At 70.9% G+C, this 16446-nt stretch carries 10 protein-coding genes; all 10 read right to left on the bottom strand.

The window, feature by feature from the left end:
* Positions 1-76 precede the first annotated feature (76 nt).
* The 10 genes from FDP22_RS24115 to argH all read right to left on the bottom strand — a co-directional run bounded on the left by FDP22_RS24115 (position 77) and on the right by argH (position 16445).
* Positions 77-709, bottom strand: a complete 633-nt coding sequence (locus tag FDP22_RS24115; RefSeq protein ID WP_138579386.1) for a response regulator transcription factor — start codon at positions 707-709, stop codon at positions 77-79.
* Positions 706-2361: a response regulator gene (locus FDP22_RS24110; protein WP_138579388.1), complete on the bottom strand. Its 1656-nt coding sequence runs from the start codon at positions 2359-2361 to the stop codon at positions 706-708. Before FDP22_RS24110 ends, FDP22_RS24115 begins: the two co-directional genes overlap by 4 nt.
* Positions 2358-7457: an AAA family ATPase gene (locus FDP22_RS24105; RefSeq protein ID WP_138579390.1), complete on the bottom strand. Its 5100-nt coding sequence runs from the start codon at positions 7455-7457 to the stop codon at positions 2358-2360. Before FDP22_RS24105 ends, FDP22_RS24110 begins: the two co-directional genes overlap by 4 nt.
* A gap of 288 nt (positions 7458-7745) precedes the next feature.
* Positions 7746-8660: a ParB/RepB/Spo0J family partition protein gene (locus FDP22_RS24100; RefSeq protein ID WP_138579392.1), complete on the bottom strand. Its 915-nt coding sequence runs from the start codon at positions 8658-8660 to the stop codon at positions 7746-7748.
* A 1-nt stretch (position 8661) separates the two neighbouring features.
* Positions 8662-9993 carry a ParA family protein gene (locus FDP22_RS24095; RefSeq protein ID WP_138579394.1) on the bottom strand — a complete coding sequence of 444 codons (1332 nt, stop codon included), beginning with the start codon at positions 9991-9993 and terminating at the stop codon, positions 8662-8664.
* Between the two features lie 2 nt (positions 9994-9995).
* Positions 9996-10997, bottom strand: coding sequence for a helix-turn-helix domain-containing protein (locus FDP22_RS24090; RefSeq protein WP_138579396.1), 1002 nt, complete (start codon positions 10995-10997; stop codon positions 9996-9998).
* Positions 10998-11762: 765 nt separating this feature from the next.
* Positions 11763-12512: a glucosamine-6-phosphate deaminase gene (nagB, locus tag FDP22_RS24085; RefSeq protein WP_138579398.1), complete on the bottom strand. Its 750-nt coding sequence runs from the start codon at positions 12510-12512 to the stop codon at positions 11763-11765.
* On the bottom strand, positions 12509-13720 hold the full coding sequence (locus tag FDP22_RS24080) for an ROK family protein (RefSeq protein WP_138579400.1): 1212 nt from the start codon (positions 13718-13720) through the stop codon (positions 12509-12511). The genes nagB and FDP22_RS24080 overlap by 4 nt, the downstream gene beginning before the upstream one ends.
* Positions 13720-14934: an ABC transporter ATP-binding protein gene (locus tag FDP22_RS24070; protein WP_239032063.1), complete on the bottom strand. Its 1215-nt coding sequence runs from the start codon at positions 14932-14934 to the stop codon at positions 13720-13722. Before FDP22_RS24070 ends, FDP22_RS24080 begins: the two co-directional genes overlap by 1 nt.
* Positions 14934-16445, bottom strand: a complete 1512-nt coding sequence (gene argH / locus FDP22_RS24065; protein ID WP_138579402.1) for an argininosuccinate lyase — start codon at positions 16443-16445, stop codon at positions 14934-14936. Before argH ends, FDP22_RS24070 begins: the two co-directional genes overlap by 1 nt.
* Position 16446 lies beyond the last annotated feature (1 nt).

Raw genomic sequence — 16446 nt, 5'->3', positions numbered from 1 at the left:
CCCTGCCTCCCGAGAGGCGTGGCGGGCTGTCGCGGGCGATGCGGCGGGCAGGCGCCCGGGGCTCAAGGCTCAAGGCTCAGGCGATCTGGTCGAGCATGCGCACGAGGTCGATCATCGTCCCCGCCTCCATCTTGCGCATCAGGTTGCCCCGGTGCAGCTTCACCGTGGCCTCGCTCAGGCCCAGCTCCCCGGCGATCTGCTTGTTGAGCAGGCCGCGCGTCACCCCGGCGGCCACGTCGCGCTCGCGCGGGGTGAGGCTGTCGAACCGGGCGCGCAGGCTGGCCATGCGCGAGCGGCCACGGCGCCGGGCGCGGTGGTGTTCGATGGCCTGGTGGATCGCGTCGAGCAGTTCCTGGTGGCGCACCGGCTTGGTGAGGAACTCCCAGGCGCCGGCCTTCATCGCCCGCACCGACATCGGCACATCGGCATGCCCGGAGATGAAGATCACCGGCAGGTCCACCCCCGCGCGCACCAGCGAGTCGTGGAAATCGATGCCGCTGCGCCCGGGCAGGCGCACGTCGAGCACCATGCAGCCCAGCTCCACCTCCGGCCCGGCGGCGAGATAATCCTGCACGGAACCGAAGGTCTCGCAGGCCAGCCCCACGGAATCGAGCAGCGCCTCCAGCCCTTCGCGCACGGAATCGTCATCGTCGATCACCACCACGGTGGGAAGGACGGTGCTCTCAGGCCAGGTCAGAACGGCTGTCATGTGGCGGGGCCTCCCGGGCGGATCGGCAGCGCAACCTCGAATATACTCCCGAACGGGCTGCGAGGCGAGCCCGAGAGCCGCCCGCCGTGCAGCTCCACGATGGAGCGGCTGATCGACAGGCCCATGCCGGTGCCCTCGGGCTTCGTGGTGAAGAAGGCGTTGAAGATCTGCGGAACCGCGTCCGGCGGCAGGCCGGTGCCGCTGTCGATCACCCGGATGATCGCCTCCCCGGCGCGGGCGTCCAGCTCGATGCGCAGCTCGCGCGGGCGGTCGGCCACCGTGGCCATCGCCTCTATCGCGTTGACCACGAGGTTGAGGAACACCTGCTGAAGCTGCACCCGGTCACCGTGCAGCACCGGCAGGCCGGGCGCGACGGCGAGGTCGGTGGCCACCGAGGCGCGCTGCAGCTCGGCCCGCACGAGGGTCAGCGTCTCCCGCACGAGGGCGCCGAGGTCGACGTCGCCCGCCCGCGAGCGGGTGCGCCGCGCCAGCGCGCGGATGGAGCGGACCACCTCGCCGGCCCGGTCGGCGTCACGCACGATGCGCTCGGTGGCGACACGGGCCTTGTCGATGGCCGGGCGGTCGTCGGAGAGCCAGCGCAGGCAGGCCCCGGCATTGGCCGCGATCGCCATCAGCGGCTGGTTCACCTCATGCGCCACCGCGGCGGCCAGCTCCCCCATCAGCGTGACCCGCGAGATATGGGCGAGGTCGGCCTTCGCCTGGCGCAGGGCGTTGGCCACCTGCCGGCGCTGGGTGAGGTCGGTGAAGGTGATCACTGCCCCGGCGGGGTGGCCGAGATCGTCGAGCAGCGGGGCCCCGCGCTCCTCGATCGCCACCGGCATGCCCTCGCGCGGCAGCAGCAGCACACTGCGTTCGAGCGCCCTGTCCCCCTCCGCTGCGCCGGAGCCCGTCTGCGCGCCCGCGCCGGGCGCGGGGGGAAGGTATGCCGGGCTGGGATCGGCCGGAAACGGGGGAACGTCGCCCCGCGCCGGCCCGGGCCCGGCGGGAGCGGGGCGCGGACGGCTCTCCGGCGGCGCGGAGCCGGCGAGGACCAGGGAGGCGAGGCCGGCAAGCGTGGCGCCGGTTTCCGCGTCGCGCACCGGCATCACCTCGGCGATGGGCCGGCCGGCGGCGGCCGCGGCGACCCAGCCGGTGAGGCGTTCTGCCACCGGGTTCATGTAATCCACCTGGCCCGTGCCGTCGCAGGAGATCACCCCGTCCCCGATGCCCGCCAGCGTGGCGGCGTAGCGGCGCTCGGTCAGCCGCAGCCGCGCTTCCGCGTCGCGCTTGTAGAGCGCCATCTGGATGACGGTGCGCATCTGCGGCTCCTCGAAGGGCTTGAGGAGATAGCCGAACGGCTCGGTGACGGCGGCACGGCGGACGGTTTCGTCATCCGCGTAGGCCGTGAGATAGATGATCGGGATCCGGTGCGCATCGCGGATCTGCCGGGCGGCCTCGATACCGTCCACCCGGCCCTCGAGCCGGATGTCCATCAGCACGAGGTCCGGCGCATGGGCGGCCGCCAGGGTGATCGCCTCCTCCCCCGTGGCGGAGGCGCCGACGACCCGGTGGCCGAGCCGGGAGAGCTGCTGCTGAAGGTCCCGGCGCACCACGCGGTCATCTTCCACGATCAGGATGCGGGCGCTGGTCATGTCATCTGCTCTCCGGCGTGAAAGGTCACGGTAATCTCGGTACCGCTGCGAAGTGGCACGCCCGGGAGCCGGTCCGCAAGGGGGGGCGCGCCAGGACGGGGCACGGGCCGGGGCGGGACGGCCCCGGCGGCGGGCAGAGCCGGTCGGGGGCCCTGCCCGTCCTCCCCGGGCCCGCCGGGTGCGGGCTCCGCCGCCACCCCGGGGCCACGGCGGATCTCGATGCGGCCGCGCAGCTGCTCCGTGAGATCGCAGACCAGTTGCAGCCCGAGCGTCTGCGCCCCGGCGATGTCGACCTCCGGTGCCAGCCCCGCGCCGTCATCGCGCACGGTGATGGCGATCTCCGCGCCCCGCCGCTTCAGCATGACCAGCACGAGGCCGCGCCGCCCGTCGGGGAAGGCGTGCTTCAGCGCGTTGGAGACCAGTTCGTTCACGATCAGCCCGCAGGGCACCGCGCGGTCGAGATCGAGCTGCAGGTCCTCCAGGTCCGTGCGCAGGTCGACCGTGCCGTCGGGCGGCGCATAGGCGCGGAGGAGCTGGGCGCAGATCGCCTCCAGTTGCGGGCGCATCGGGGCGCTGGCGAAATTCCCCAGCCGGTACAGGCTCTCGTGCACGAAGGCCATGGAGCGCACCCGGTCCCGGGCATCGGCGAAGAGCATCGCCGTCGCGGGGTCCTCGATGCGCCCGGCCTGCAGGCTCAGCAGGCTCATGATGAGCTGCAGGTTGTTCTTCACCCGGTGGTGGACCTCCTTGAGCAGGGCGTCCTTCTCCTCCAGGCTCGCCACCTCGATCACCTCCGCGGCCTGCGAGGCGAGCAGGCGCAGCAGGTCCACCCGGGCCGGCGGGAAGGCCTGCGCGGCGAGGTCGTTCTCCAGCAGGATCACGCCCACCGTGCGCCCGCGGCGCAGCAGCGGCAGGCACAGCAGCGCGCGGGTCGTGGCCGCGCTCCAGTAGGGGTCGGCGGCGAAGGGCCCGGGGGTGTGGGCGTCGTCGATGCGGATCACCCTCGCCTCCGCGGCACAGGCCTCCACCAGGTTCCACGGCAGCGGCGGCGCGTCGCCGGGGGCGATCCGCCGGGTGCGCACGCCGTCGGGCCTGGCCTGCACCTCGGTCTCCACGCGCAGGCTGGCGCCGGAGACGACGAACAGCAGCGCGCGCGAGGCGCCGGCATGTTCGAGCACCAGTTCGAGCAGCGTGGGCGCCAGCTCGGCGAAACCGCCGGGCCCGGCCACCGCCTGCGAGCCGCGCTGCAGGGCGGCGATGTCCGTGCCCGGCAGGGCGACCGGCGCGCTGTCGGTTTCCGCGGCGTCCGGGCTGAGGTCGGGCCGCTGCACGTCCATGCGCCACACCTTGCCGAGGGCGCCCCAGCGCTCCCATGCGGCGCGCGCGTCGCGCAGGCAGGCAGCCTCCAGCCCCGGCAGTCCCTGGGAGGCGTGGAACTGCGCGGCGCGTTCGGCGGCCAGTGCCTCCACCTGGGGCGCGTCCTGCCGGCGCGCGTCCATGATCGCGCGGTCGTAGAGCCGCATCGCCTCCTCGCGGAAGCCGGAGATCCGGGCGCTCTCGGCATGGACCAGGCTGGCGCGGGCACGGAAGTCGCCGGGGTTCACCTCCGCCCAGCGGTCCAGCTGGACGAGGTGGCGCGCCAGCCGGGCCCGGTGCAGCTCCGCCCCGCTGCGCGCCGCCAGCCCGGCATGCGCGAGCGCGGCGTGGAAGTGGTACTCCGCCATTTCCAGGTGGCCGGACGTGGTCCACAGCAGCGGCTCGGCCAGCAGCGCGGCCTCCACGGCACCGGCCGCATCCCCCGCGATCACCCGAAGCTGCAGCTTGCGGATCCAGTGCCAGCAGGCGGCAATGGCGAGACTGGGATTGTCGGTGAGCCGGGCCTCGAAGGCCGCCTCGTCGAAGGCGCGGGCGGCGAAGCTCCCGGGGTCGCGGGTGAGGCCGCGCAGCGCCCGGGTCATCTGGATCTGGCTGGTGAGGATGTCGGCGCAGAGGCCGAACTGCACCTGCCGCACGTAGTGCAGCCGGGCCTCCGCCGTGCGCTGGACCTGCTCCAGCCGCTCCCCCGCCCAGAGCATCGAGCTCACCAGCGTAACCGAGGTGAAGCCGCCATAGGTGATGTCGCCGCTCTCACGCGCTTCCTCGAAGGCGCGCAGCAGCAGGGCACGTTCGGAGCGCACGGGCCGCGTCCAGGGTGCCACGTGATAGGCGAAGGTCATCAGCACCCGGGGCCGGAAGCGCACCAGCCCGCGGTCGAGCAGCGCCACGCCCAGCCGGCCATACTCATAGGCCTGATGGTAATCGCCGAAGCCCGGGCCGCAGATCATCCCCAGATAGGCAAAGCCCAGCGGCGACGCATGGCAGATCCCGCGGTCCAGCGTGAGATTGGCCATGCGCGACAGCATGAGCGCCACGAGATGCTCGTCGAAGAAGAAAGCCGGCGCCAGCGCGGCGGCGAGCACGTCCATCATCGCATGCGAGGCCTCGTCCTCCATCACCGGCAGATCGGCGAGCGCGGCCACGGGCCGGCCGTCCAGCGCGGCGAGGAAGCGGGCATATTCGTCGCGCGCCGTGGCCTCGGACGGGTGCGGCTGCCACATCGTGCCCTGGGTGGCGAGATAGCTGAGGCAGGTGGCGATGGCCTGGTCGGAACGGTCCAGCGCCAGCAGCGCCGTGATGCGCAGTGCCGCCACCGCGCCGCGCTGGGTGGGGGTGCGCGCCGCGGCGGCCAGCTCCGGCAGGCGGTCCAGCGCCTCGGCGGCCGACCCGTCGAGGAAGGCGCATTCGGCGCGCAGGAACCCCAGGTCGAAGGCGAGGCCCGGGTCTCCTGGCATCGGGCCCAGCAGCCCCAGCCCTTCGGAGGCATAGGTCTGCGCGGCCCGGCAGGCGCTGGACGCCTGGGCGTGGCGTGCGGTCTCGAGATAGAAGCGCGCCAGCTCCAGCCGGTCGGCCGGATCGGTCACGCATGGCAGGGCGAGAGTGTATTGCGCGGCGATGGCGAAGGCGCGCTCCGCCGGGGGATGCGGCCCGGAGGCCGCGGCCAGCGCCCGGCCCACGTCCAGGTGCAGCGCGGCGCGCTGTCGCGGCGGGGCCAGCGCATAGGCCCCCTCCTGCACCCGGTCATGCAGGAAGGCCCAGCCGCCGGCCCGGCGCTGGACGAGCCCGTCGCGTAGCGCTTCCTCCAGCAGTGCCTCGGTGCGGGCCGGGTCCAGCCGGGCGGCGGAGGCCAGGGTCGCGGTTTCCACCGCGCCGCCGAGACAGGCGAAGCGCAGCAGCAGGCTGCGCGCCGCCTCCGACAGCCGGGTGAGCCGGAACGAGAACAGCTCGCTCACCACCTGCGCCGGGCGCGCGCGCACCGCGGCCTCATCCCAGTGCCACTGGCCGCTCGACGGGTCCGGGCGCAACACGCGCTCCTCGGTCAGGGCGGAGAGCAATTGCAGGATGTGCAGCGGGTTGCCGTTGCTGCTCTCCCCCAGCGCGGCCGCAAGGCCGTCCGTGGCCCCGCGCGGCATGTGCAGCGCCTCGGAGAGCAGCCCGCTGATCGCGCCCTGGTCGAGCGGACCGACGGTCACGTCATGGATCTCGAGGCCCGGCATGACGCGCAGCAGCCCGAGCAGGCCGCGCAGCGGGTGGTCGATCGGCACCTCGTCGCTGCGCCATGCCGCGACGATCAGCAGCCGCGCCGGCCCGGACTCGTGGAGCAGGCGGCGCAGCAGGTCGAGCGTGGACCGGTCGATCCACTGCAGGTCGTCGAGGAACAGCGCCAGCGGATGCTCGGGGCGCGCGAAGACCGAGATCAGCCCGCGAAACGCATGATCGAAGCGCGCGGTGGCCTGTTCCGGCGGAAGGTCCGGCGCGGAGGGGAGCGGCCCGAGCAGCAGCTCCAGCCCCGGCGCGACCGGAGCGATCACCGCCGCGGCCGGCCCGAGAGCGCGGCGCAAGGCATCCGCCCAGACCTCGCGCTCCGCCCGCGGGCGGCCCAGGATCCCGGTGATCAGCTGCCCGAAGGCCTGCGAGAGCGTGGCATAGGGCGCGCCGCGGGCGTACTGGTCGAACTTGCCGGCCGCGAACAACCCGCGCGGCGGCACCAGGCCGCGCAGCGCCGCGCGCACCAGCGCCGATTTTCCGATGCCCGACACCCCATGCACCAGCGCAACGGTGGTCCCCTCGCGCCGCGCGGCCTGCTCGAAGGCGGCGGAAATCGCGGCGAGCTCCCCTGCCCGCCCGTGCAGTTGCGCCGGCACCAGCGGCCGGGGCCGGTCGGGCGAGGCGGCGCGCCGCGGCCCGGGCTGCCGCCCCGGCAGGCTGCGCTCCCATTCCGCCTGCACCGCTTCCCCGTCGGCGAACCGCTCCTCCGGCGCCTTGGCGAGCAGCCGGTGCACCACGCGCACCAGGCCGACGGGCAGCTCCGGCGCCCGGGTGGCGAGATCCACCGGGCTACGCGCCAGGTGGCAATGCAGCCACTCCGCCGCGTCGCGCGCGACCAAGGGCGGCGCACCGCCGAGCAGCTCGTAGAGCACCACGCCAAGGGAATAGAGATCGGCCCGCCGGTCCAGCGGCGCATGCAGGCGGCCGGTGCGTTCCGGTGCCATCCAGGGCAGACTGTCCGGCGCCAGATCCACATCCGGCCGCGCCGGCGCAATGTCCGGCCCGGCGTGGCCGAAGCCGAGCAAGTGCACCGCGCCGCTGTCCTGGCACAGCAGGTTGGCCGGACGGATGTCGCCATGGCGCAGGCCCTGGACGTGCATAGCCGCCACCGCCGCGATCATCCCGCTGCCGAGGCGCAGGCGCAGCGCCATGCCCATCGGCGCCACGAGCAGGTCCCCCAGCGGCCTCCCGCCCGGATCCGCGCTGCGCAGGGCCGGGCGGGCGCCCATCCGGGTGAAGTCCAGCGGCTGGGCGGCCCAGGCCGGGTCGAGCCGCGGCGCGAGAGCGAATTCCTGCCGTAACAGGGCCTCGGCCCCGGCGCCGGACAGCGCAACACGCAGCAGCACCGAATATCCCTGACCGGGCATCGCGGCCCGGAGCAGTTCGGTGTCCGAATCGCGGGTCAGGGCCTCCGTGTCATCATGGGTACCGGGCCAGAGGCGTTCAGCCATGATGCTCCTGATCTCCGGATTGCACAGGTGAACGGAAACTATAGCAAGTCATCCCGACGGAGTCCCGGCCCTGGGGTCGCTTCTTGTGGCCGGACGGGGCAGGGCGCTCTGCTCTGGGACAGGGGGCACATGCGCAGAGTTTCATGGCAGGCGGTGTTATGTCAGTCATCTCCAGAGCGGTGTCGCTTAACGCGCATTTTTCGCCACTTTTGCGCGGCACATGGGGATTCTTGTCAGCACGGATCATCTGTCCGCGTGCGGGGCAGGGTGGCCGCCTGCCCCACGCCGCTACCTGAACAGCTGCGCCACGCGCTCGGCCAGCCTGTCCAGATCTCTTTCCGGAAGCTGTGCGCCGCGCACCTTCAACACCAGGCCGGATTTCGCGCTTTCCACCTCCACCCGCAGCCCACCGGCGGTGAAGGCACCCTTCGCCCCCTGAGGCGTGGGGGGCGGCGCCAGGCTTTCCCCGCGCCTCAGCCGAGGGATGATCGCCCGATAAGCCCGCTTCGGCGTGGTGGCCACATCGACCTCGGCGAGAATGCGGTCTCGCAGATTGACACAGGAGAGGCCGAGCGAGATGTCATTCTGCGACACGCCCAGCCGCCCGGCGATGTCCTCCTGCGACAGGTCCCTCAGGCTCTCCGCGATCAGACCGACCGAAAGCAGTTCCTCGAAGCCGCTGAGATTCTGGCGCATGGTGTTCTCGTGGAAGCGCTCCTCCAGGTCGGCGAGGGCGGCATCGCCCCGCTCGGTGGAGAGGATCGCGATCACCTTTCGTCCCAGCCGCCGGCACGCCTCGATCCGCCGCCTGCCGGACTGCACCACGAACACGTCACCGGTGCGCAGCGGATCGTCCGCGTCCGGGCTCCAATCCGGATCGCGGGGCCGCACCCGGATGGGCTGGGTCTGGCCCCGGCGCTTCATGTTGGCGACAAGCGCGTCGAAGGCCTCGTCTCCGGCCCAGTCTCCGACACGGTCGGAACCGGCGACGTCCTCGATCTGCTCGGGCGACAGTTCCAGCGCCACGGTGCCGTTCAGGATGCCTTCGACCAGAGAGCCATGCGTGGTCTCGATGCGTTTGCGCAGCAGGTTCATCGCGGAACCGGCCCACATGCCGCCCATGGCGCCGCGCGGCGTGTCCTCGGGCAGGGGGGTGGCGTGGTCTTCGGGAATGGTAGCATCCAGCTTGCGTTTGCGTGGCATGTCAGCCCCAGCGCTCCTCTATGAAGGCCTTTGCGAATTCCCGTGGCGGCAGATCCGGGCAGATCCGCTGCACCAGCGCATCGTTGACCGCATTGGCATTGGCCATGAACGCCCGCGCCGAGGCGCGCCGCGTTTTCGGCGGAAGGTATTCGTAAATGCTCTTGTACTCCTCGGCGGCATTCGCAATCGCGTCAGATCGGTTGTACCACACCTGCAGGATCTCGCGCGGGGCCCGGCGATAAAGATCCACGATCTGGTCGGTATCCTGGGTGTTCTGCTCCTGCACGATGGTGGGAAGCACGACATGCTCGCCACGCCCGATCTCGATGTCGGCCTCAAACCCCATGATGAACTCCAGATACTCGCCGATATTGGAAACATAGGTGGCGAGCGTTGCAAGGTCGAAGCCCTTCATCGTCTGCGGAATCACCACGCTGTCCGCGGCGATGAGCCCGTTGAGCTGCATCAGCGTGAGGGAAGGTTGCTGGTCGATGACGATGAGATCCACCGTCTCGTCCAGCGCGCGCGCATAGGCCTCCATGTTGAACGCGCCGGAGGCGTTGCGCAGCATGTCGACCGTGGTGCGCGGGCCGTTGCCTGCGTCCCATTCCTCGATCGCCTTGCGCAGGATGCGATAGACCGGCACCTGCGAGGTGCGCGACAGGAAGAACAGGCTGATATCACCGTTCTGGATGTTCGCGCCGCCTGGGATGAGCTTGATGCCGGGCCAGGGGGTTCGCTGCCAGATCGCGTCCAGTTCCCGGGCCGTGCGTGGCACAAGCTCTTGGGCGCCGGGGTCATCCACGCCCATGAAATCCGCGAGGGTAGGGGTGTCGGGCTTGAAGAGGGGCAGGGTCTCATCCGCGAAGTAGAGGCTGACGGTGGCCTGGGGATCCGCGTCGATCACCCCCACGCGGAGGCCGTAGAACAGGTTCACGTATTGCGCGAAATGCGCGGCACTGAGCGACTTCCCGGTGCCCCCCTTCTGCGCGCCGAAGGTCACCACGCGGACAGGGTCTCCCGGCTTGCGCCAGAAGGAGTGCTGGCGCTTGGCCCCGGGGTTCGACCCGATCAGCGCCCGGATCAGCATGATCTCCGAGGGGGAGAATGTCCGCTCCCGTCCGGTGCGCTGGCCTTCGGGAAACACCGGCTCATCCGAGGAAACCCGGGCGAGGTAGGTCACGTCGACGTTGAGAAGCTCGGAGACTTCCGTCATGGAAAAGCGGCGGGACACCCGGGTGCGCAGCGTGAGATCGCGCTGCAGCCTGGTGTTCACGGCGCCCATCACTCGCGTCATGTTGCGGATGAACTGCTCGAATTGCCCGTATGCCATGGTTATATCCGCGGATATGAAGAGGGCGATGCCGTGGCCCTGTTGTCAAAGGCAAGAGTGCCTCTCGGGGCCAAACTGTTGGACAATGCCGGCTTTGGCAACCTGTTTTGCACGTGAGCCCATTGCCGGAGGTGCATTTTCAACAAGGTGAGCCGAGCCCGCACCGGGTTTTCCGCCCGCGCCGCCTTAACGAAACCCTCGAATTGCAGCGGGGTAGGGGGCTTGCGCCAATGGCGCTGCCATCCGTCCGCTATCCGTGAGGCGAGGGCAGCCATAGCGGTCTCGGTGCGGTCACCTGCGGAGAGGAGGTTCGCCTGTTCGCTGAGCTCAGAAGGAGATGGCGAAACGCCGAGGGCGGACCAGATCTCGGTCAATCTCCGAGTTATATCCGCGGATATTAGTGCCGGCTCGTCCGGACCAGCAGAGGCAAGGATATCAGTGGTCTCCTGAACGAGGCTGGCCGGAACCTTCCCGGCATAGCTTCCATAGGGCTGACCCCGGGTCAAACTTGCCCACTTCTCGAGGGCACCCTCCACCACTCGCGCATCCAATCCGGGTGCGCGTGGGTGGTTTTCAGGGATATGATTTTTAGAGTTTACTCGGCGTGCACCTGACTGAACACGGCGTTCAGGCGGTGAAACGGATCGCACGCCCTCCGTGCGCCGTTCGGGAGGGCGCGCGGCGGAGAGGGAAGCGCGCCAGGCGGCCCAGAACGTGACAAGAAATTTCAGGCGGTAGTTGTAGCCGTTCGCCATCTTCTGGTTGATCGTGTCGATGAGGCCGATCTCGCGCAGCTCCTTCACGTAGCCGGAAATTGCAGACCGTGACCGGGAGAGGCGCGCGCTGAGCTGTTCCAGCGATGGCCAGCAGAAGCCGTCGAGGTTGGCCATGCGGCACAATTCGGTGAGCGTGCGGAACGCGCCGGGAGACATCTCGATCTCCAGAATGCGCACGGGCAGGGCGACGAAGCCCTCAGAGGGGTCGAATTCCAGGGTCTCGGGCATAGCTTTCCCATCCTCCGCAGCGCGAGGCTTGCGGGAGCAAAGGCATCCTGCTATCGTCACCTTGGAAGACGCGGACGGTTCAGGATGCTGTTCGTTTCACGAGACGCCGCGTGGTTGCAGCCGCGCGGCGTCTTTCGTTTCGGGCCAAAGGGTGTCAGGTCATGGTGCTCACCGCTCGTCGTTTCTGATCACAGACCCGCTGCCCGCATTGCCTAAAATGCGGGGGATCGGACCAGCCCGGTGGGCCGTTTCCGACAATGCGCGTGCCTGTCTGCCTGCCTCTGAGGTCGACTACGACCCCTTATGCATTGGTTTCGGAGGCATATTGCAGCGAATAGCACGCCTAAGGCAAGAAATTCCGTGTTTCTGCACGTTGGCCCGTATCGCGACGAATGGGGCGCGCTTAATCCAATGTGGGATAAAAGATCCATAACATTATGATATATAAAGAGAAATCGAGCATCGTGGGCGATCACCGCGCCTTTTGCGCCATCGTTCCGCCTCTGTGGATGCCGATCTTCACGGTGAGGAAATCGATTCTGCCTCGCCCGCCTCCATCTGTCGGGCCCACAGGGATTCGGTCGTTGTCCGCCGGGGATGAAGGCGGCGCCGGGCCAACTGGCTTCCCGGCTGCCAGGACTTGGGAGCGGCCGTGGCTCATGCGGCCTCTGATCATGTAAGTAACATAATCAGTCTTCTACGTATTATGATAGGCCACCAGAACCCCTGCACGCATGACCCCCGGAAGCCTGGGAGATGTCCCCATCAGGCCCCGAGGCGCCGTGCGGCTGCGCGGTCGCAGAGCACCGTGACGCGCGGGTGGAGCTGGAGTGCGGAGGCCGGGCAGTCCGGTGAGGGTGGCTTGTCCAGCGCGTTGGCCAGCGCGTCGGCCTTGCGCGCGCCGATGGCGAGCAGAAGCAGTTCGCGCGCTTCCAGAATGGTGCCGATGCCCATGGTGAGGGCCGTCTCGGGCAGCAGGGCGCCGGGCGGGAAGTCCGGCGCATTGGCGTTGCGGGTCGCTTCGGAGAGGGTGACCTCGCGCGTCCGGCTGGCGAAGTCGGACCCGGGCTCGTTGAAGGCGATATGGCCGTTGTTGCCGATGCCGAGCAGCTGCAGCCCGATGCCGCCCGCGGCGCGGATCATCGCCTCGTAGCGCTCCGCGGCCTGCTGCGGTGGCATGAGGCCGTCGGGGAGATGCGCCCGGTCCGCACAGATGTCCACGCGCCCGAACAGCTCGCGCTGCATGTAGGCGGCGAAGCTCGTCGGGTCGGAGGGTCCGAGCCCGCGATATTCGTCCAGGTTGAAGCTGGTCACCTGCCGGAAGGAGAGGCCGGTCTCGCGATGCATCGCGCCCAGCCGGGCGTAGACGGTGAGCGGCGTGCGCCCGGTGGCGAGCCCGAGCACCGCGTCGGGCTGCGCGCGGATCTCCGCGGCGATGCGGGCCGCGGCCTCGGCGGCCACGATCTCCGGCTCCTGCAGCACCACGAGGGTGACACTGTGGTGGACGAGGCTCATGGGCGGATCTCCAGCGCGGATGCGAGGGCCAGGCGGGCGGCGCGGATGGCGCCGATCACCCCGGCGCGGTTTCCCAACGCGCTGATCCGGCAGTCCGGCGGGGTGTCCATGCAGTCTGCGGTCCGAGCGCGGATGCGCGCCAGCAGTTCCGGGCGCGAGCCGATGCCGCCGCCGAAGATGATGCGCTCCGGGTCCAGCACCGCCGTCATGGCGAGCACGGCCAGGGCGACGCGGCCGGCGAGCCGGTCCATCACCCGGGCGAGGGCCGGGTCGGGGGCCTGGGCGCGGAACAGCTCGCGCAGGCTGCCGCGTCCCTCTCCGCCGAGCCGGCGGTAATCCGCGAGCAGCGCCTCGGTGGAGACCACGCTTTCAAGCGCCCCGGTGGCGAAGGTGGCGGGGTCGAACGCATCCGCGCCGATCGGCAGGGCGGCGATCTCGCCGGCAGCGCCATGGGCGCCGCGCAACAGGGTGCCCTCGACCAGGGCCCCCATGCCGATGCCGGTGCCGAGGGCGACGAAGAGAAAGCTGCCGGCGCCCCGTCCGTCGCCCAGCCAGCCCTCCCCCAGGGCCGCGAGGTTCACGTCGTTTTCCACCGCGACCGGCACGCCCAGCCGGTCCGCGAGGACGGTGCGCATGTCCTGCCCGGCGAGACCGGCGAGGTTCGGCGCGCGCGAGAGCTGGCCGCTGCGCGGGTGCACCGTGCCGGGCAGGCCGATGCCGGCGGCCGCCACCGGGCCCTGTTCGGACGCCAGTTCGCGCCAATGCCGGGCGATCTGGTCGAGCACCGCGGTGCCGCCGGCCGGGTCGGTCTGCTCGCGGATCTCGGCCAGCACCCGGCCGTCGAGGGTCGCGAGAACGGATTGCGTCTTGGTGCCGCCCACGTCGCAGCCGAAGAGCAGGGCCGCTTCCGGGCGCAGGCCGCCCTGCGGCCCGGTCCAGCCGGCTTGCGCGAGTTCCGCGGCGACCGTGCCCGCTCGCCCGGCGGGAGGCGTGGCGCGCGCGGGCCGGCCGGCCGGATGCTCCCCCGTCGGAATCGGGTCCGCGCCGCGGCCGTTTGCCGGGCGGTCCGGTTCGGGGGCGGCGCCCGGCGTTGGCGCGGCGGTGTCCCCGGCGCCCGGGCGCTCGGCGAGGAGCCGGGCCAGGGCCTGGCGCGCCGGCGCGGAGAGGGACCCCGCCGCGCCGCCGGGAGCTGTGGTGAGGTGTTCCATCAGCGCCGGCCCATGGCCTTCTCGGTGGCGGGGTCGAAGAGCAGCACCGTTCCGGGCGCGGCACTGGCGGTGATCTCGGAGCCGATCTCCGGGATCAGCCGTGCGGCGGCCGTGGCGATCAGCGGCCCGGCGGGGCCGGTGAAATGCACCAGGGTTTCGGGGCCGAGCGGCTCCACCGCGGTGACGGTTCCGGTGAGGGTGAGGGCCGCCGGCCCCTGACTCGGCGCGGAGGCGCTGGGTTCGGCGCGCGCAGGGATGCCTTGCGGCGCGCCCGTCCGCGCGGCTTCGCTCGGGGCCCCCACGGCATGTCCGCCAGATGCGACTGGGCCCGTACCGATGTGCCCTTGGCCGCCCGGTCCCGCGCCCGCCCCGGGGCCGGCGGCTTGCGCGGTGCTCGCGCGCACCACCAGGTCATGCGGGCGCACTCCGGCGAGGAGCGAGGCGCCGGGGCCGGCGGCGGCGAGGGCTCCGCCCTCCTCGCGCGCCGGGAACACGTTCATCGAGGGGGTTCCGATGAAGCGGGCGGTGAACACGTCCACCGGGCTGTCGTAGATGTCCATCGGCGCGCCGGCCTGCAGGATGCGCCCGGCCTTCATCACCACGATGCGGTCGGCCATGGTCATCGCCTCGACCTGATCATGGGTGACATAGGCGATGGTGGTGCCCAGGCGCCGGTGCAGGGCCTTGATCTCGATGCGCATCTGGGCGCGCAGCTGGGCGTCGAGGTTCGAGAGCGGCTCGTCGAACAGGAAGGCGGCCGGGTCGCGCACCATTGCCCGGCCGATCGCCACGCGCTGGCGCTGCCCGCCCGAGAGCGCGGAGGGCCGGCGCTCCAGCAGGTGGGTGAGGTCCAGCATCCGGGCGGCCTCCTCCACGCGCGCGGCCTTCTCCGCCTTGCCGAGCTTCGAGGTGTAGAGGCCGAAGGCGATGTTCTGGCGCACGCTCATGTGCGGATAGATGGCGTAGTTCTGGAACACCATGGCGATGTTGCGCTGCTTCGGGTCCACCTCGTTCACCAGCCGGCCGCCGATGCGGATCTCGCCGCCCGACACTTCCTCCAGCCCGGCGATCATCCGCAGCGTGGTGGATTTTCCGCAGCCCGAGGGCCCGACGAACACCACGAATTCGCCGTCCGCCACCGTGAGGTCGATGCCGTGGATCACGTCGGCGCCCCCGTAGGATTTCACCAGGGTCTTCAGCTCGATGGTGGCCATCAGGGGGTCTCCAGCAGGTCGGTGAACCGCGCGGCCAGTTCGGCGGCCGCGGCGGCTTCGCGCGCGGCACGCGCCTCGGCGCGGGTGATGAAGGCGTGGGACTGCGCCTCGCAGGCGGCGAGGGCGTCGGCCATCGCACCGGGGCCCGGGCCGCCGAACCTGTCGCGCACCGACACGAAGTATTCCGGCGAGACGATTTCGGCGAAGGCCTCCGGGGTAAGGGCGGTCTGCCGCCCGGTGGCCGCGGCATAGGCGGCGCGGAAGGGGGCGTAGCCGGAGGGCAGGTCGCCCCCCGCCGCGGTGACGGCGCGCGCCACCTCCGCCGCGATCTCGTGCGCCTGGCGGAAGGAGAGGCCCTCGCTGCGCACCAGCGTGTCGGCCAGTTCGGTGATGGTGATGCAGGAGCGGCGGATGTTCTGCGCCACCCGGGCGCCGTCGATGCGCAGGGCCAGGATGAAGGCCGCGGCCAGGCGCAGAACGCGGCCGCCGCTGTCAAAGGCGGCGTAGCCGGCGGACTGGCTCTCGCCCTCGCTGTCGTTCATGTCGGTGAACGGCGTGTTGTGCATGATGTCGCGCATGGTGCGGGCGTGGCCCACGCTCTGGCTGGCGAGGTGGCGCATGTGCTCGATGGGCACAGGGTTGCGCTTCTGCGGCATGATCGAGGAGATCTGCACGAAGGCGTCCGGCACGTAGATCTGCCCCACTTCGAAGGCGGACCAGACCTGGAAATCCTGGATCAGCCGGCCGAGGTGCAGGAAGGTGAGTTCCAGAGCGCTGTAGCTTGCGGTGATGTAGTCCACCGCCGCGATGCAGCCGTAGGAATTGCGCTGCGGGGCGGCGAAGCCCAGCAAATGCGCCACCCGGGCCCGGTCGATCGGGAAACCGGTGGTGGTGATGGCGGCCGCGCCCATGGAACACAGGTCCACTGTGGCGCGCGCCGCCTCCAGCCGTTCGATGTCGCGGATCAGCACCTCGACAGCCGCGCAGAGGTAATGGCCGAAGGTGGTCGGCTGCGCCGGCTGGCCGTGGGTATAGGCCACGATGAGGGTGGCGGATTCGCGCCGGGCGGTGGCGATCATCGCCATCAGCAGGGCGCGCGCCTCGGCCATCAGCGCGTCCAGCCGGGCCTTCAGGCCGAGCTTGAACAGGGTGTGGTCGATGTCGTTGCGTGAGCGCGCGGTGTGCAGGCGGCCGCCGTCATCGGGCCCGAGGCGGGCCTTCAGCTCCCGCTCGATGTGGAAGAAGAAATCCTCCACCTCCCCGGTGTAGCGCAGGGCGGCGGGGGTGGTCTCGGCGTCGATGGCCCTGAGGGCGCGGGCGATGCGGCCGGCCACGCCGGGGTCCAGGATGCCGGTCTCCGCCAGCATCACCAGATGCGCGCGGTCGATGCGGCGGAACCCCTCCGCGTGGTGGGTCTTCGCTCCGTCGAACAGCGGGCGCAGCACCGTCTCCACATAGGTGGGATCGGGGAAGCGCGAGGTGTCGGAGGCGCGGGGGTCGTCGGGGGACATG

The organism is Paroceanicella profunda (assembly GCF_005887635.2).
GTDB lineage: Bacteria > Pseudomonadota > Alphaproteobacteria > Rhodobacterales > Rhodobacteraceae > Paroceanicella > Paroceanicella profunda.
The sequence above is the reverse complement of the archived record's forward strand: the minus strand, read 5'-3'. Positions and strand labels throughout refer to the sequence as shown.